At 62.2% G+C, this 15,865-nt stretch carries 16 protein-coding genes; 9 read left to right on the top strand and 7 right to left on the bottom strand.

What is annotated here, in order from left to right; translation table 11 throughout:
* Positions 1 to 593 precede the first annotated feature (593 nt).
* The 6 genes from hemA (at position 594) to ACYCCG_RS08115 (ending at position 5,941) form a co-directional block, all read left to right on the top strand.
* Positions 594 to 1,871: a glutamyl-tRNA reductase gene (gene hemA, locus ACYCCG_RS08140; protein ID WP_176684964.1), complete on the top strand. Its 1,278-nt coding sequence runs from the start codon at positions 594 to 596 to the stop codon at positions 1,869 to 1,871.
* The gene (gene prfA / locus ACYCCG_RS08135) at positions 1,868 to 2,950 is read left to right on the top strand and encodes a peptide chain release factor 1 (RefSeq protein ID WP_003247392.1); all 1,083 of its coding nucleotides are present in this window, start codon (positions 1,868 to 1,870) and stop codon (positions 2,948 to 2,950) included. Before hemA ends, prfA begins: the two co-directional genes overlap by 4 nt.
* A complete protein-coding gene (prmC, locus tag ACYCCG_RS08130; protein WP_459669999.1) occupies positions 2,950 to 3,780 on the top strand; it encodes a peptide chain release factor N(5)-glutamine methyltransferase in 831 nt (276 codons plus the stop codon). The genes prfA and prmC overlap by 1 nt, the downstream gene beginning before the upstream one ends.
* Positions 3,774 to 4,529, top strand: coding sequence for a molybdopterin-synthase adenylyltransferase MoeB (locus tag ACYCCG_RS08125; protein ID WP_176684966.1), 756 nt, complete (start codon positions 3,774 to 3,776; stop codon positions 4,527 to 4,529). The genes prmC and ACYCCG_RS08125 overlap by 7 nt, the downstream gene beginning before the upstream one ends.
* Positions 4,522 to 5,319, top strand: a complete 798-nt coding sequence (murI, locus tag ACYCCG_RS08120; protein ID WP_176684967.1) for a glutamate racemase — start codon at positions 4,522 to 4,524, stop codon at positions 5,317 to 5,319. Before ACYCCG_RS08125 ends, murI begins: the two co-directional genes overlap by 8 nt.
* Positions 5,320 to 5,422: 103 nt before the next feature.
* Positions 5,423 to 5,941: an acyloxyacyl hydrolase gene (locus ACYCCG_RS08115; RefSeq protein WP_339535426.1), complete on the top strand. Its 519-nt coding sequence runs from the start codon at positions 5,423 to 5,425 to the stop codon at positions 5,939 to 5,941.
* A gap of 63 nt (positions 5,942 to 6,004) precedes the next feature.
* Here ACYCCG_RS08115 and ACYCCG_RS08110 read toward each other — a convergent pair whose 3' ends face one another.
* The 5 genes from ACYCCG_RS08110 to ACYCCG_RS08090 form a co-directional block, all read right to left on the bottom strand.
* Positions 6,005 to 6,703, bottom strand: a complete 699-nt coding sequence (locus tag ACYCCG_RS08110; protein ID WP_176684969.1) for an SDR family oxidoreductase — start codon at positions 6,701 to 6,703, stop codon at positions 6,005 to 6,007.
* Positions 6,700 to 8,142 carry a deoxyribodipyrimidine photo-lyase gene (gene phrB, locus ACYCCG_RS08105; protein WP_209968019.1) on the bottom strand — a complete coding sequence of 481 codons (1,443 nt, stop codon included), beginning with the start codon at positions 8,140 to 8,142 and terminating at the stop codon, positions 6,700 to 6,702. The genes ACYCCG_RS08110 and phrB overlap by 4 nt, the downstream gene beginning before the upstream one ends.
* On the bottom strand, positions 8,133 to 9,032 hold the full coding sequence (locus ACYCCG_RS08100; protein WP_339444539.1) for a MerR family transcriptional regulator: 900 nt from the start codon (positions 9,030 to 9,032) through the stop codon (positions 8,133 to 8,135). Before ACYCCG_RS08100 ends, phrB begins: the two co-directional genes overlap by 10 nt.
* Positions 9,022 to 9,990 carry a YbgA family protein gene (locus tag ACYCCG_RS08095; protein ID WP_209968015.1) on the bottom strand — a complete coding sequence of 323 codons (969 nt, stop codon included), beginning with the start codon at positions 9,988 to 9,990 and terminating at the stop codon, positions 9,022 to 9,024. Before ACYCCG_RS08095 ends, ACYCCG_RS08100 begins: the two co-directional genes overlap by 11 nt.
* Before the next feature lie 103 nt (positions 9,991 to 10,093).
* Entirely contained in the window at positions 10,094 to 11,080 is a 987-nt protein-coding gene (locus ACYCCG_RS08090) for an NAD(P)/FAD-dependent oxidoreductase (protein ID WP_176684973.1), read from the bottom strand.
* Positions 11,081 to 11,267: 187 nt separating this feature from the next.
* Between ACYCCG_RS08090 and ACYCCG_RS08085 the strand changes: the two genes are divergently transcribed.
* Positions 11,268 to 12,173: a TIGR01777 family oxidoreductase gene (locus ACYCCG_RS08085; protein WP_176684974.1), complete on the top strand. Its 906-nt coding sequence runs from the start codon at positions 11,268 to 11,270 to the stop codon at positions 12,171 to 12,173.
* A gap of 13 nt (positions 12,174 to 12,186) precedes the next feature.
* Positions 12,187 to 13,203, top strand: a complete 1,017-nt coding sequence (gene hemH, locus ACYCCG_RS08080; protein ID WP_176684975.1) for a ferrochelatase — start codon at positions 12,187 to 12,189, stop codon at positions 13,201 to 13,203.
* 35 nt (positions 13,204 to 13,238) lie between these two features.
* On the opposite strand, the gene ACYCCG_RS08075 is transcribed toward hemH, so the two are convergent.
* Positions 13,239 to 14,504 (bottom strand): uracil-xanthine permease family protein, encoded by a 1,266-nt coding sequence (locus tag ACYCCG_RS08075; protein WP_103443485.1) that lies wholly within the window; start codon positions 14,502 to 14,504, stop codon positions 13,239 to 13,241.
* Between the two features lie 2 nt (positions 14,505 to 14,506).
* Complete coding sequence (gene upp / locus ACYCCG_RS08070; protein WP_003247366.1) at positions 14,507 to 15,145, bottom strand: uracil phosphoribosyltransferase; 639 nt, start codon at positions 15,143 to 15,145, stop codon at positions 14,507 to 14,509.
* A 161-nt stretch (positions 15,146 to 15,306) separates the two neighbouring features.
* Here upp and ACYCCG_RS08065 point away from each other — a divergent pair, with 161 nt between their 5' ends.
* On the top strand, positions 15,307 to 15,864 hold the full coding sequence (locus ACYCCG_RS08065) for a hypoxanthine-guanine phosphoribosyltransferase (RefSeq protein ID WP_003247364.1): 558 nt from the start codon (positions 15,307 to 15,309) through the stop codon (positions 15,862 to 15,864).
* The last annotated feature ends 1 nt before the right edge of the window (position 15,865 follow it).

Here is a 15,865-nt window from a genome sequence, read left to right as displayed (position 1 = left end):
GGCCTGCAGCGCGGTCGCTCCCGGGAGCAAGGCCGGAGCGAGGGGACCCCGGAGCGCAGCGTAGGGGCCGGATGATGGGAGCCGACGGTTTTGGTTACTTTGGCCACGACCAAAGTAACCCGCCGGAAGGGCGGAAAGGTGACTACGCGCCACCTTCGCGAATGAATACCTACTTGATGTGGATGCTCACATCCAAGAAGCAAGAAGCAAGAAGCAAGAAGCAAGAAGCGAAGTGGTCTGTTTTGACTCGGCGAACCGTCATTTGCGATGGCGACGCTGACTCACCTTTTCGCAAAAGGCTTAAGGCAGTTAGCTCTGTAGCCAGCTTCTTGGCGTCCGTTGTCACGGGGCAAGCCCACCAAAAAACGCTGCGCTCCCATCATCCGCCCCCTGCGCTGCGCTCCGGGGTCCCCTCTCTCCGGCCTCCTGAAGTCGCGAAGATCAAAAGCGGGAGTGAAACCTGAAATCGACGCTGATGCTCGGCCGCGAGCGGCGATAGCCGCAGGACTATCAGCACAATAGCGAACGGTGGTTGTCCTGAAACCTGCGAAAGAGGACAATTATCGGCTTCCCGTCACAACCAGCGACCTTGCATGGCCTTTCTTGCACTTGGTATCAACCATAAGACTGCCTCGGTAGACGTACGCGAGCGCGTGGCGTTTACCCCAGAGCAGCTGGTAGACGCCCTGCAGCAGCTCTGCCGACTGACGTCCAGCCGCGAGGCGGCGATCCTGTCGACCTGCAACCGCAGTGAGCTTTATATAGAGCAGGACCACCTGTCCGCCGACGCCGTGCTGCAGTGGCTGGCCGACTATCACCGCCTCAGCCTCGACGAGCTGCGCGCCAGCGCCTACGTGCATGAAGAGCACGACGCCGTGAAGCACATGATGCGTGTGGCTTCGGGCCTGGACTCGCTGGTTCTGGGCGAGCCTCAGATCCTGGGCCAGATGAAGTCCGCCTACGCCGTGGCCCGCGAAGCCGGTACCGTCGGGCCGTTGCTTGGGCGCCTGTTCCAGGCCACCTTCAGCGCCGCCAAGCAGGTGCGTACCGATACGGCCATCGGTGAAAACCCGGTTTCGGTTGCGTTCGCCGCGGTCAGCCTGGCCAAGCAGATTTTCGCCGACCTGGGCCGCAGCCAGGCCCTGCTGATCGGTGCCGGCGAAACCATCACCCTGGTCGCCCGCCACCTGCACGAGCAGGGCGTACGCCGTATCGTGGTGGCCAACCGCACCCTGGAGCGCGCCAGCATCCTGGCCGAGCAGTTCGGTGCGCATGCCGTGCTGCTGGCAGACATTCCACAGGAACTGGCCAACAGTGACATCGTGATCAGTTCCACCGCCAGTCAGTTGCCGATTCTGGGCAAGGGCGCGGTCGAGAGTGCACTGAAACAGCGCCGACACAAGCCGATTTTCATGGTCGACATCGCTGTACCTCGCGATATCGAAACCGAAGTCGGCGAGCTGGATGATGTCTACCTGTACACCGTCGACGACCTGCACGATGTAGTGGCGGAAAACCTCAAGAGCCGCCAGGGCGCGGCTCAGGCGGCCGAAGAGCTGGTATCCGTGGGCGCCGAAGACTTCATGCTGCGCCTGCGCGAACTGGCTGCGGTGGACGTGCTCAGGGCCTATCGCCAGCAAAGTGAGCGCCTTCGCGACGAAGAACTGCAAAAGGCCCTGCGCCTGCTGGCCAATGGCGGCAACCCCGAAGACGTGCTGGCCCAGCTGGCCCGGGGCCTGACCAACAAACTCCTGCATGCGCCCAGCGTGCAGCTGAAAAAGCTCTCGGCCGAGGGCCGCCTTGATGCGCTGGCCATGGCCCAGGAACTCTTTGCCCTCAACGAGGGCTCCACGGACAAATCCCCGCAATGAAAGCGTCGCTGCTGAACAAACTGGAAATCCTCCAGGACCGTTTCGAAGAACTCACCGCCCTGCTCGGTGACGCCGAGGTTATTTCCGACCAGACGCGTTTTCGCGCCTACTCACGTGAGTATGCCGAGGTCGAGCCGGTTTACGCTGCCTATAAAGAGTGGCGTAAAGTCCAGGACGACCTCGAAGGCGCCCAGGCGCTGCTCAAGGACAGTGACCCGGACCTGCGTGAAATGGCCGTGGAAGAGGTGCGTGAAGCCAAGGAGCAACTGCTGACGCTGGAGGCGCAACTGCAGCGCATGCTGCTGCCCAAAGACCCCAACGACGGCCGCAACGTATTTCTCGAAATCCGCGCCGGTACGGGTGGCGACGAGGCAGCCATCTTCTCTGGTGACCTGTTCCGCATGTACTCGCGCTACGCCGAAAAGCGCGGCTGGCGCCTGGAGATCTTGTCCGAGAACGAAGGCGAGCACGGCGGCTACAAGGAGATCATTGCCCGCGTCGAGGGCGAGAACGTCTACGGCAAGCTCAAGTTCGAGTCCGGTGCACACCGGGTTCAGCGTGTGCCCGAGACCGAGTCCCAAGGCCGTGTCCACACTTCCGCGTGCACGGTGGCGGTGCTACCCGAGCCGGACGAGCAGGCTGCCATCGAAATCAACCCGGCCGACCTGCGCGTGGATACCTACCGTGCCTCCGGTGCCGGCGGCCAGCACGTCAACAAGACCGACTCGGCGATCCGCATCACCCACTTGCCCACCGGTATCGTGGTCGAATGCCAGGAGGAGCGCTCGCAGCACAAGAACCGCGCCCGTGCCATGTCCTGGCTGTCGGCCAAGCTGAACGACATGCAGACCAGTGCGGCGCAGAACGCCATTGCCAGTGAGCGCAAGCTGTTGGTGGGTTCCGGTGACCGCTCCGAGCGCATCCGTACCTACAATTACCCACAGGGCCGGGTGACCGATCACCGCATCAACCTGACCTTGTATTCGCTGGACGACATCCTCAGCGGTGGCGTAGACGCGGTGATCGAACCGCTGCTGGCCGAATACCAGGCCGATCAACTGGCCGCCTTGGGGGACTGATGACTGTCATCGCCAGCCTGTTGCGCAACGCGCAGTTGCCCGAATCGCCCACTGAGCGCCTGGATGCCGAGTTGCTGCTGGCTGCGGCCATCGGTAAGTCGCGCAGCTACCTGCACACCTGGCCTGAGCGTATCGTCAGCAGCGAAGATGCCGAGACCTATGCCAGCTACCTGCAGCGCCGCCGTGGCGGCGAGCCAGTGGCCTATATCCTTGGGCTGCAGGGCTTCTGGAAGATCGACCTGGAGGTTGCACCGCATACCCTGATCCCGCGGCCGGATACCGAGCTACTGGTCGAGACGGCCCTTGAGCTGCAACCCGCTTCGCCAGCCAAGGTTCTCGACCTGGGTACCGGTACGGGTGCCATCGCTCTGGCGCTGGCCAGCGAGCGCCCGGCCTGGCAGGTGACAGCGGTTGACCGGGTGGAGGAGGCTGCCGCCCTCGCCGAGCGCAACCGCCAGCGGTTAGGCCTGGCCAACGCTCGGGTAAGGCTAAGCCACTGGTTCGACAGCCTGGCCGGGGAGCGTTTTGACCTCATTGTCAGCAACCCGCCCTACATCGCCGCTGAAGACCCGCACCTTGTGGCCGGCGACGTGCGCTTCGAACCCAGCAGTGCCCTGGTGGCCGGTGCCGATGGCCTGGACGACCTTCGTGTGATCGCTACCCAGGCCCCAGCGCACCTGTTGCCTGGTGGCTGGCTACTGCTGGAACATGGCTACGATCAGGCGGCAGCGGTACGCGCTCTGCTGGCTGAACATGGCTTTATCGAGGTGGCCAGCCGCACGGACCTGGGCGGCCATGAACGCATTACCCTGGGGCGACTGCCATGCTGAGTGATCAGGAACTGCTACGTTACAGCCGCCAGGTGCTGCTGGCTCAGATCGACATTGATGGCCAGCTGCGGCTCAAGCAGAGCAAAGCGCTGATTGTCGGGCTGGGTGGCTTGGGCTCGCCAGTGGCCCTTTACCTGGCCGCGGCCGGAGTGGGTGAGCTGCACCTGGCCGACTTCGACACCGTCGACCTGACCAACCTGCAACGCCAGGTAATCCACGACAGTGCCAGCGTCGGCATGAGCAAGGTCGACTCGGCCTTGCAGCGCTTGCAGGCAATCAACCCGGAAGTCAGCCTGGTTGCTCACCGCCAGGCACTGGACGAGGACTCGCTGGCGGCTGCGGTGGCGGCGGTCGACCTGGTGCTGGACTGCTCCGACAATTTCTCAACCCGCGAGGCGGTCAACGCTGCCTGTTTCGCCGCTGGCAAGCCGCTGGTCAGCGGTGCGGCCATCCGTCTGGAAGGTCAACTGTCGGTGTTCGACCCGCGGCGCGACTACAGCCCGTGCTACCACTGCCTGTACGGGCATGGTAGCGAAGCTGAACTGACGTGCAGCGAAGCTGGCGTCATTGGCCCTCTGGTGGGGCTGGTGGGTAGCCTGCAGGCGCTGGAGGCGATGAAGCTGCTGGCTGGCTTCGGTGAGCCGTTGGTCGGCCGCTTGCTGTTGATCGATGCCCTCGGCACCCGTATCCGCGAGCTTCGTGTCAAGCGCGACCCGGCTTGCACGGTCTGTGGCAAGCGCGATGGCTGAGCGCTCGGCGCCGGTCGGCGTCATGGACTCGGGGGTTGGCGGTTTGTCGGTGCTGGCCGAGATCCAGCGCCTGCTGCCCAACGAGACGTTGCTGTATGTGGCCGACTGCGGGCATATACCCTACGGTGAGAAGTCGGCGGACTATATCCGCGAGCGCTGCCGGCACATTGCCGGGTTCTTCCATGAGCAAGGCGCAAAGGCCATGGTGTTGGCCTGCAACACCGCCACGGTTGCGGCAGTGGCCGACCTGCGTGAGCTGTATCCGACCTGGCCGTTGGTGGGCATGGAGCCGGCCGTGAAGCCTGCTGCGGCCGCCACCCGCTCGGGCGTGGTCGGTGTGCTGGCCACTACCGGTACCCTGCAGAGTGCCAAGTTCGCAGCCTTGCTCGACCGCTTCGCCAACGACGTACAGGTTATTACCCAGCCTTGCCCGGGGCTGGTCGAGCTGATCGAAACCGGTGACCTTGCAAGTCCGGCGTTGCGCCAGATGCTGCAAGGTTACGTGCAGCCGCTGCTGGCAGCAGGGTGCGATACGCTGATCCTCGGCTGCACCCATTACCCTTTCCTTCGCCCATTGCTGTCCGGCATGGTGCCGGACGACGTGGCGATTATCGACACCGGTGCGGCCGTGGCGCGTCAATTGCGACGACTGCTGGGTGGCAATGATCTGTTGGCCGAAGGCCCAGCCGGCGCTGCACGCTTCTGGACAAGCGCTGATCCCGAAACCTTAAGAAAAATCCTACCTGTGCTGTGGCATAAGTCCGACGATGTGCAAAGCTTTGCGTTGTGAAAAAAACGTGAAGAACGGCTGAACTATCGTTCCACTTCTGCTTTCTACCGCTTTGCCTGAGGTGAGGCGGACACTAACAACAGCATCAGGAAGGATGTTTCTTATGAGGAAACTGCTCGGCTTGGCAGCGGCTGCTGCCTTTGTTATGGGTCAAGCGATGTCGGCACAAGCTGCCGACGCTTCGTTTTCGGTGGGGCAGACCGGTGATTCGACCATGGTATATCGTCTGGGGTTGCAATCGAACTGGGACGCGAGCTGGTGGCAGACCAGCGTTGGCCGGCTGACCGGCTATTGGGATGGGGCCTACACCTACTGGGATGGCGACGAGACCGCGAGCAATCACAGCCTGTCCTTCGCACCAGTGTTCGTCTATGAATTTGCCGGGGAGTCGGTGAAGCCTTACATCGAAGCGGGGATCGGGGTGGCGGCATTCTCCAGCACCGAGCTGGAAAGCAACGAGCTGGGTTCGGCTTTCCAGTTCGAGGACCGCGTCGGCTTTGGTTTGCGCTTTGCCGGCGGGCATGAGATTGGGGTGCGGGCGATTCACTACTCGAACGCCGGCATCAAAGAGCCCAATGATGGCGTAGAAAGCTACAGCCTGCATTACCGAATGGCGCTCTGAGTTCACCAGCATTCACCCCTTCGCGGGCAATGCCCGCGAAGACGGTAGTGCTGATTTCAGGTGTTAGCGCGTCAGCGGCCACAGGCTACTGACGTCCAGAGTCTCCAGAATCAGTTCCGGCTCTCGCTGAGGCCACCGCCGCAATAACTCCTCAGCGGCACTGCCGGGCGTCCACGCCTCCGGTATCGCCTGTGCCGACGTTACCGTTACCTTCAGTGATTGTGGCCCAACAATGGTCAGTGCTACCCCTTGCTCCTCAAGGGCCTTGCGCTGCTCACGCAGCCATTGCGGCAAGTTGTTCCAGCCCGCAGTCACCTGTGTCGGTGCAAACAGCTGCAATGCCGAATAGCGGTTGAAAAGCGCCATCACCTGCGGTGACTGCCCCTTTGCCAGCAACGGCAGCGCTTTGCTCAGGCAATGCTCTGCGGCCAGCTGGTTGGTGGTGACGATCGCTTCGATCAGCTCACTGTCACTGACATTGTCTGGCAGGTAATCGGTGGTGCCGGTGTTGAGGATCAGCCCGTCCAGCGAACACCAGGCATGGCAAATCTGTTGGCACGCATCGGTGACGTGTTGTTCTTCATGCAACTGCCACGGCAAACGCAACAATTGGCTGCCGTAGCGTGACCCCAAATCATCCAGTGCATCGCTATCCTTGCCACTCGCGGCAACGCGATGTCCTTCATCGAGCATCCGCTCCACCAAAGCCAAGCCAAGTCCGTTGCTTGCGCCTGTAACCCAAAAACTACGCGAGTTAATCAAGACGTTATCCCCTGATTCTGCCGGCGTGGCAGCCCTTTGAATGCTTCCAGGGCCCGCTGGCGACTGCTGCTGAGATCTACGATTGGACTTAGGTACGAAGTATTACCGAAAAGGTCCGTCGATTTAATGGGGTGATGGATGGCTTTTTCATCGAGCTCCCGTAGTTCCGGTACCCAGTGCCGAATGAACTGCCCCTGTGGATCGAAGCGCTGCGACTGTGAAACCGGATTGAAGATGCGGAAATAGGGCACCGCGTCGGTGCCGGTGGACGCACTCCACTGCCAACCCCCGTTGTTGGCGGCCAGGTCGCCGTCTATCAGGTGGCGCATGAAGTGCCGCTCGCCTTTGCGCCAGTCAATCAGCAAGTTCTTGCTGAGGAACATGGCCACGACCATGCGCAAGCGGTTGTGCATCCACCCGGTGTGCAGCAGTTGGCGCATGGCGGCATCGATGATCGGGAAGCCGGTGCGGCCCTGCTCCCAGGCCTCCAGGTCTGCCGGAGCGTCACGCCAGGGCAGGGCTTCGGTCTGGGCGCGGAAGGCACGATGGCGCGAGACCTGTGGATAACCGCTCAGGATGTGCTTGTAGAACTCGCGCCAGAGTAGCTCGTTGATCCAGGTTTGCACGCCCGTGCTGCCACTGTCGAACTCGCCCCGGTTGCCGGCCAGTGCACCGTGCAAGCATTGGCGGGGCGAAATCACGCCGGCGGCCAGGTAGGGGGAAAGCTGGCTGGTGCCGGGCTTGGCAGGTATGTCGCGCAAGTGGTGGTAGTCGTCGATGGTTTCGTCGAGGAAGCGTGACAGACGGGACTGTGCCTCAGCTTCACCGGCTGGCCAGTGGTCGCGCAGTGCGTGCGTGGTTTTTCCGAAGCCCTCTACATATTGCGGGACCGGGTCGCTGTCGATGTTCAACGGTGCCTGGCGCTTCACCCGTCGTGCCAGGGCCGGCAGGCTGCGGTGCAGATGCTCCAGGCAGGTTTTCTTGAACTGGCTGAACACCTGGAAGTAATCGCCACTGCGAGTCAGTAGGGTGCCCGGACGGAAGAACAGCTGGTCGAGGTAACTGTGCGCCTGGATGCTCGACTTTTCCAGCAGTGCCCGGGTGGCATCATCCCGGCGCTGCTCATTGATGCCGTACTCCTCGTTCCAGTGCACGCTTTGCACCTGATGTTGGCGGCAGACATCGAGCACCGCCTGTGGCGCCTGGTCCCAAGTCTCAATTCTACGGATCAGCAGGGGTATGTTCAGCTTTTCCAGTGATTGGCGCAGGTCATGCAGGTTACGCAGCCAGAAGTCGACTTTGCAGTCGGCATCATCATGGGCTTGCCATTGTCCGGGGCTGACCAGCCACAGGGCGATGGTCGGGCCGCGCTCGGTGGAGGCGCTGAGTGCAGTGTTGTCATCGATACGCAGGTCGCTGCGCAGCCAGGTCAGGTGCATGGGGGATTTATCTCTACAGGCTGTCGATCATGGGCTTGAAGCGCGCGCAATGCCGCCTGCGGGGTGTCGAACAGGAAAAGGTCGGGCAGCTCAAAAGCCTTCAGGCGGGCTTCATGCAGCGCTAGCGTGGTACCGCCCAGTAGTTTGGGGACCGGCAAGCCTTGCAGGGTGCGCTGCAACGCCTTGTCGTCGATGCGTGGCCCCAGGTGCAGGAGCAAGGCGCGTGGTTTCAGGGCATTGACGGCGCTTAGCAATTGCGAGCCTGCGACGGGCTGCTCGAGCACCTCCACCGGGAAGCCGTTGCTGGTAAGCAGCCAGGCGCACAACCATAGGCCTGGGCTGAAGGTGCGTTCGCTGTCTTCGGCCAGCAATACTGCAGGACCTTGCAGCAGCTGGTTGTCGTGGTACACGCGGGCACCGAGCTTGCTGCGCAGCCAACTGTGAAAAAACACCTGCTCCAGCCGAGCGTTGAAGTAATTGCGCCAGCGCAGGTCGAGCATGTCGAGTAGCGGCAGCAGCAATTGCTCGCACAGGGTGACTGCCGGGTACAGCGCCATGGCCTGGTTGAGTTGCTGGTCGAGGGCGCGCTGTGAAAGGCTGGCGATGGCTTCGATCAGCTGGAATTGCCGGGCTTGCCAGTCACCCTTCGGTGGGGTGCTGGTGGGTTTGTCGAGCAACTCGCGGACTTGGCCGACCGACGCGCCACGCTGCAGCCAGGCCAGGACGGCCTCGACGCGTTCGACCTGCTCAAGTGGGTACAGGCGATGCCCCTTGGCGGTGCGCTGTGGTTTGAGCAACCCATAACGCCGTTCCCAGGCGCGCAGGGTGACCGGGTTCACGCCAGTGCGACGAGCCAGTTCGCCGATGGGCAGCAAGTCCTCAGACCGCATTGCGCAAGCCCAGGCTCTCGGGGTGAGGCTGCAGGTAGGCTTGTTGCTGCAGGTAGGGGTCTGGGTGCTTGCGCAAATGGTGTTTGAGCAAGGTCAGTGGCACTACCAGTGGTACCACGCCTTGTTGGTATTGGCCGATGACTGCCTGCAACTCAGCCTTGTCCTGCTGCGTCAGGGCATCCTTGAAGTAACCGCTCAGGTGCTGCAGCACGTTGCTGTGGGTGCCGCGGCTGGCGCAGCGGCGCAGAGCCTGCATCAGCTGGCTGAAATAGCGCGGGCCGATGCTCTGTGGTTCGTCATCCTTGCTCATGCTGCCAAGCAGGCGGCCGAGGGTGCGATAGGCCTGAGGGTTGTTGGCCATCAGCAAATACTTGTAGCGCGAATGAAAGCGCACCAGAGCACCACGGTTCAGGCCTTCGGCCAGCAGGCGCTGCCAGTCGGCGTAGGCGTAAACGCGGCTTATGAAGTTTTCGCGCAGCACGGGGTCATGCAGGCGGCCTTCTTCCTCTACTGGCAGGTCCGGGCGCAGCGCGCAGAAGGCCTGGGCATAGACACCACGGCCGCCATGCACGGCCGGGTGGCCATTGTCCTGATAAACCTTTACCCGTTCCAGGCCGCAAGAAGGAGACTTCTGCATGAAGATGTAGCCACAGATGTCGTCAAGTTCGTCGGCCATCTGCTCGCCATAGGTGCGCAGCGGGTCGGTCAGGTCTTTGCCGGGGTCACGGGTGCCGACCACTTCGGGCTGCTCGGGGTTGCCGACCAGCCGAATCGGGTCGCGCGGAACGCCCAGGCCGATTGCCACTTCCGGACACACGGGTAACCAGTCGAAGTGATGCTCCAGCTGTTTACGGCACAGGTCGGAGGCCTTGTGGCCGCCGTTATAGCGCACGCTGTGCCCGGTCAGGCAGGCGCTGATGGCGATACGCGGCTTGCTGTGGGCTGAAGGGTCGTGCATGGCTGCCTCCGAAAATAAACCTGTACGCGACTAAAAACTTGTACAGGTTTATTTCAGCACAGCGCTGAAGTTATGCAAACTAGTATTTTTGTACAGTTCTGCATCACTCAAGGTGTTCGAGCAAGCGCCGCGCTGCTTCCTGGCCACTGAGCCATGCGCCCTCGACACGCCCGGACAGGCACCAGTCCCCACAGGCGTACAAGCCCTGGTCAGCATCGGCCAGTGCCCCCCACTCATGGTTGCTGCTGGGGCGGGCATAGAGCCAGCGGTGGGCGAGGGCGAAGGTAGGCGGCGGTACCACGCAGCCGACCAGTTCGGCGAATTCGCCCCACAACTGCTCGATGACTTCTTCCTTCGGCAGGTCGATGTGCTGCCGGCTCCAGTCTGACGTGGCGTGGAGTACCCAGGTGTCCAGGTGCTCGTCGCGGCCAGGCTTGCTGCGATTGCGGGCCAGCCAGCCCAGCGGGCTGTCCTGCACGAAGCAGCCTTGCATCGGTGTATCCAGTGGTGCCTCGAAGGCGAGGGCGACGGCCCAGGTAGGTTCCATTTGCACCCCAGCGGCCACCGCAGCCAGCTTTGGTGTAGCGGCCAGAAGTGGCGTGGCCTGCGGTGCCGGGACGGCGATGACCACACGGCTGTAGGGGCCGTGGCTGCAACCTTCGGTGTCCTGCAGGTGCCAGTACTGCTTGCCGCGAAACACTTCCGCTATGCGGCAGCCGAAGTTGACGGTGACGTCCTTGAGCAAGCCTCGGGTGATGGCGCTCATGCGTGGCACGCCTACCCAGCGCGTTTGCTCATCGGGGGAGGGCGTGAGTTCGTCATCACGGTAGTTGTACAGTTGGGGCTTCCACTGCTCGGCCCAGCCGGCAGCCACCCATTGCTGCACCTGATCGACAAAACGTCGGTCACGGGCAGTAAAGTACTGTGCGCCCAGGTCGAGCGCGCCGGCCTCGCTGCGCTTGCTGGCCATGCGCCCGCCACTGCCGTGGCCTTTGTCGAACAAGTGCACGGATTGCCCGGCCTTCTGCAAGGCCTGGGCGGCTGACAAACCGGCAATGCCGGCCCCGATGATGGCGATAGGTACTGTCATGATGGCCTCTTCAAACCTTGCTGTGAGCAGACTACGCTGTCAGGCAAACCTGTACAATGCAATAATTCTGTATAAGGTTATTCCGTGTTGGCGGGCAGGTTGGCCTATGTTTATACGAGAGCGTCGGGTCAAAAAAGTGCCTTGATGTTAAAAATAGACCACCGCCGCATTCTGCGAGGACACAGCCATGCATATATTGCTGACAGGTGGCACCGGTTTGATTGGCAAGCATCTGTGCCAGTACTGGCTGGGCCAAGGGCATCGGCTTACGGTTTGGAGCAGGCGTCCTGAACAGGTGGCGAAAATCTGCGGTAGCGGCGTACGTGGTATCGCGCGCCTGGAGCAGCTGGAGGCCAACGATCATCTTGATGCGGTGGTCAACCTTGCGGGTGCGCCAATTGCCGACAGGCCCTGGACAGCCGCCCGGCGCAACTTGTTGTGGGCCAGCCGTGTCACCCTTACCGAGCAATTACTGGCTTGGCTGGGCACCCGTGAGCAGCGCCCGCACGTGTTGATCTCCGGCTCTGCGGTAGGTTGGTACGGAGACGGTGGCGAGCGTGAACTGACCGAGGCTTCACCCCCAGTGCGCGCAGATTTCGCCAGCCAGTTGTGTATTGCCTGGGAAGAGACCGCCCAGCGTTCGCAAGCACAGGGGATCCGCGTGGTACTGGTACGTACCGGCCTGGTGCTGGCCAGCGACGGCGGCTTTTTGTCGCGCCTGCGCATGCCTTTCAAGCTGGGGCTGGGCGGACCTTTGGGCAACGGGCGGCAGTGGATGCCCTGGGTTCATATAGATGACCAGGTCGCCCTGATTGATTTTCTCTTGCAGCACAAGGATGCCAGCGGTCCTTATAATGCCTGTGCCCCGGAGCCTGTGCGCAACCGTGAGTTTGCCAGGCGACTGGGCCGCGCCCTGCATCGGCCGGCGCTGTTGCCAGTGCCGGCATTGTTGCTCAAGGCGGGCCTTGGCGAGATGTCGACCTTGCTGCTGGGAGGCCAGCGGGCGCGCCCGGTACGCTTGCTGGAAGCCGGCTTCACCTTCCGCTTCAACGATCTGCAATCGGCGCTGGACAACCTGTCCAGTCGCCTCTGACATAGGACGCTGCATGACCGATCACGCCCTGCTGCTGGTCAACCTGGGTTCCCCGGCCTCCACCTCGGTGGCCGATGTGCGCCGCTACCTCAACCAGTTCCTCATGGACCCGTACGTGGTCGACCTGCCGTGGCCGGTGCGGCGCTTGCTGGTGTCACTGATCCTGGTCAAGCGCCCGGAGCAGTCGGCACACGCCTACGCTTCGATCTGGTGGGAGGAGGGCTCGCCTCTGGTTGTGCTGACCCGTCGCCTGCAGGCAGCGATGGTCGAGCACTGGCCCCATGGCCCGGTGGAAATTGCCATGCGCTACGGCCAGCCGGCCTTGCCTGAGGTGTTGGCGCGGCTGGCCGCCCAAGGTGTGCGCAAGGTGACTTTGGCACCGCTTTATCCGCAGTTCGCCGACAGTACGGTAACCACTGTGGTCGAGCAGGCGAAACAGACGGTCAGCGAGCGCCAGTTACCGTTGCAGATGCGCGTGCTGCAGCCGTTCTACGAGCACCCGGCGTACATCGAGGCGCTGGCAGCCAGCGCCCGGCCGTACCTGGAGCAGGGTTACGACCACCTGCTACTGAGCTTCCATGGCTTGCCGGAACGGCACCTGAAGAAGCTGTTTCCGAAGGGGGTCAAGCACGACCTGCGTGCTGCCGATTGCTGCCACGGTGCACCCGCCGAAGTACGTTCGGTTTGCTATCGCGGGCAATGCCTGGCTACGGCCAAGGCCTTTGCGCAGAGCATGGGCATTCCTGATGGCAAATGGTCGGTATCGTTCCAGTCGCGGCTGGGGCGGGACAAGTGGATCGAACCCTACACCGAGACGCGGTTGGATGAGCTGGCCAAGGCCGGTGTGAAGAAGCTGCTGGTGATGTGCCCGGCGTTTGTGGCGGATTGCATCGAGACACTGGAAGAGATTGGCATGCGTGGCAGCGAGCAGTTTGTCGAGGCTGGTGGCCAGGAACTGGTGCTGGTGCCGTGCCTGAATGATCACCCGGCGTGGGTCAGGGTGTTGGCTGATATGTGTGAAAAGGCCTGAATCGAAGGGGCCGTGTTGCGGCCCCTTCCGACCGGTTATACATCCAGCTTCTTGTGCTTCCAGCCATCATTGCCCGGCAGAATCAGGTTCAGGGCAATAGCTACAATGGCGCACAGGGCGATGCCCTTCAGGCCCCAGTCATCCGGGCCGTCACCGCTGCCGATCAGCACGCCGCCGATACCGAACACCAGTGTCACCGAGACGATCACCAGGTTGCGTGCTTCGGCCAGGTCGATCTGGTGGCGGATCATGGTGTTCATGCCCACCGCTGCAATCGAGCCGAACAGCAGGCACAAGATGCCGCCCATCACCGGCACCGGGATGCTTTGCAGCAGCGCGCCGAACTTGCCGATGAACGCCAGGGTAATGGCGAAGACCGCCGCCCAGGTCATGATCTTCGGGTTGTAGTTCTTGGTCAGCATCACCGCGCCGGTCACTTCGGCGTAGGTGGTGTTGGGCGGGCCGCCGAACAGGCCGGCTGCAGTGGTAGCCAGGCCGTCGCCCAGCAACGTCCGATGCAGGCCAGGCTTTTTCAGGTAGTCACGGCCGGTCACGCTGCCCACTGCGATCACCCCGCCGATATGCTCGATCGCCGGCGCCAGCGCAACCGGGACGATGAACAGAATGGCCTGCCAGTTGAACGCAGGGGCGGTGAAATTGGGGATTTCCAGCCACGGTGCGGCAGCGATCCTGGCGGTGTCGACCACGCCAAAGGCGAACGACAGGGCAAAGCCCACCAACACACCGGAAATGATGGGAACCAGGCGGAAAATGCCCTTGCCAAATACGGCAACGATCAGGGTTGTCAGCAGCGCAGGCATCGAGATCAGCATGGCCGTCTTGTACGGCATCAGCGCTGTACCGTCCCCACCTTTGCCCATCGCCATGTTGGCGGCGATCGGTGCCATGGCCAGGCCGATGGAGATGATCACCGGGCCGATCACCACCGGCGGCAGCATGCGGTCGATGAAACCGGTGCCTTTGACTTTGACCATCAGCCCCATGAAGGTGTACACGAAGCCGGCAGCCATTACGCCACCCATCGTCTCGGCAAGGCCGAACTGGCCTTTGGCGAGGATGATCGGCGTGATGAAGGCAAAGCTCGAGGCCAGGAACACCGGTACCTGACGACCGGTGACCAGCTGGAATAGCAGCGTGCCGATGCCGGCGGTGAACAGCGCGACGTTCGGGTCGAGGCCGGTGATCAGGGGCATCAGCACCAGCGCGCCGAATGCCACGAAGAGCATCTGCGCGCCCGAAACGACCTGGCGCCAGAGCGGGTCGTTGAAGCCGTCCTGCATGGTCAGGCGTCCTTTTGCTTGGTGCCGAAGATCTTGTCACCGGCATCGCCCAGGCCAGGCACGATGTAGCCGTGTTCGTTCAGGCGCTGGTCGATCGAGGCGGTGTAGATCTTCACGTCCGGGTGGGCTTTTTCCACCACCTCGATGCCTTCTGGCGCGGCGACCAGGACCATGGCGCGAATCTCTTTACAGCCGGCCTTTTTCAGCAGGTCGATGGTGGCAACCATCGAGCCGCCGGTGGCCAGCATCGGATCGATGATCAGGGCCAGGCGCTGGTTGATGTCCGGCGCGAGCTTTTCCAGGTAGGTGTGGGCTTCGAGGGTTTCTTCGTTACGGGCAACGCCGACGGCGCTGACCTTGGCACCCGGGATCAGGCTGAGCACGCCGTCGAGCATGCCGATGCCGGCGCGCAGGATCGGTACTACAGTGATCTTCTTGCCGGCGATTTTTTCAACCGAGACCTTGCCACACCAGCCGTCGATCTCGTAGGTTTCGAGGGGCAGGTCCTGGGTGGCTTCATACGTCAGGAGCGCGCCGACTTCCTGGGCGAGTTCGCGAAAATTTTTGGTGCTGATATCGGCACGGCGCATCAGGCCGAGCTTGTGGCGGATCAGCGGATGGCGGATCTCACGAGTGGGCATAGGGGGGCTCCGAAAGGCGGGCAAAAAAACCGCGCTAGATTAATCTATTCAGCCTGTGCTGTCGTCTGGTCATTCTGGACGTTAGTCCATAAATGCTTGATCTGTGACGAGCGGATGCGTACCTTTGCCCGCTTTTCCAAAATGCCCCCCCGGAGAGCGCCATGTCCGCCGATCTCGAGCATATCCGTCAAGTCATGCGTGAAGCTGACTGCCTGTACACCGAAGCCGAAGTCGAAGCGGCCATCGCCAAAGTCGGCGAGCAGATCTGCAAGGACCTGCATGACAAGAACCCGGTTGTGTTCTGCGTGATGAACGGCGGCCTGATCTTCTCCGGCAAACTGCTGACCCACCTGCAGTTCCCGCTGGAAGCCTCGTACCTGCACGCTACCCGCTACCGCAATCAGACCAGCGGCGGCGAGCTTTTCTGGAAGGCCAAGCCGGAAGTGTCGTTCATCGACCGTGACGTGTTGATCGTCGACGATATCCTCGACGAAGGGCACACCCTCAGCGCCATCATCGAGTTTTGCAAGCATGCCGGCGCCCGCTCGGTGTACACCGCTGTGCTGATCGACAAGGACCACGACCGCAAGGCAAGCCCTGACCTCAAGGCCAACTACGTGGGCCTGCCTTGTGTTGATCGCTATATCTTCGGTTACGGCATGGACTACAAAGGTTACTGGCGCAACGCTAACGGCATCTTCGCCGTAAAGGGGCTGTAAC

Source organism: Pseudomonas sp. VEM90 (genome assembly GCF_054611535.1).
This window is presented reverse-complemented; position numbering and strand designations above follow the sequence as displayed.

Coding starts and splice junctions, on each gene's coding strand:
- hemA (WP_176684964.1), top strand. CDS start 594: ATGGCCTTTCTTGCACTTGGTATCAACCATAAGACTGCCTCGGTAGAC.
- prfA (WP_003247392.1), top strand. CDS start 1,868: ATGAAAGCGTCGCTGCTGAACAAACTGGAAATCCTCCAGGACCGTTTC.
- prmC (WP_459669999.1), top strand. CDS start 2,950: ATGACTGTCATCGCCAGCCTGTTGCGCAACGCGCAGTTGCCCGAATCG.
- ACYCCG_RS08125 (WP_176684966.1), top strand. CDS start 3,774: ATGCTGAGTGATCAGGAACTGCTACGTTACAGCCGCCAGGTGCTGCTG.
- murI (WP_176684967.1), top strand. CDS start 4,522: ATGGCTGAGCGCTCGGCGCCGGTCGGCGTCATGGACTCGGGGGTTGGC.
- ACYCCG_RS08115 (WP_339535426.1), top strand. CDS start 5,423: ATGAGGAAACTGCTCGGCTTGGCAGCGGCTGCTGCCTTTGTTATGGGT.
- phrB (WP_209968019.1), bottom strand. CDS start 8,142: ATGCACCTGACCTGGCTGCGCAGCGACCTGCGTATCGATGACAACACT.
- ACYCCG_RS08100 (WP_339444539.1), bottom strand. CDS start 9,032: ATGCGGTCTGAGGACTTGCTGCCCATCGGCGAACTGGCTCGTCGCACT.
- ACYCCG_RS08095 (WP_209968015.1), bottom strand. CDS start 9,990: ATGCACGACCCTTCAGCCCACAGCAAGCCGCGTATCGCCATCAGCGCC.
- ACYCCG_RS08090 (WP_176684973.1), bottom strand. CDS start 11,080: ATGACAGTACCTATCGCCATCATCGGGGCCGGCATTGCCGGTTTGTCA.
- ACYCCG_RS08085 (WP_176684974.1), top strand. CDS start 11,268: ATGCATATATTGCTGACAGGTGGCACCGGTTTGATTGGCAAGCATCTG.
- hemH (WP_176684975.1), top strand. CDS start 12,187: ATGACCGATCACGCCCTGCTGCTGGTCAACCTGGGTTCCCCGGCCTCC.
- ACYCCG_RS08075 (WP_103443485.1), bottom strand. CDS start 14,504: ATGCAGGACGGCTTCAACGACCCGCTCTGGCGCCAGGTCGTTTCGGGC.
- upp (WP_003247366.1), bottom strand. CDS start 15,145: ATGCCCACTCGTGAGATCCGCCATCCGCTGATCCGCCACAAGCTCGGC.
- ACYCCG_RS08065 (WP_003247364.1), top strand. CDS start 15,307: ATGTCCGCCGATCTCGAGCATATCCGTCAAGTCATGCGTGAAGCTGAC.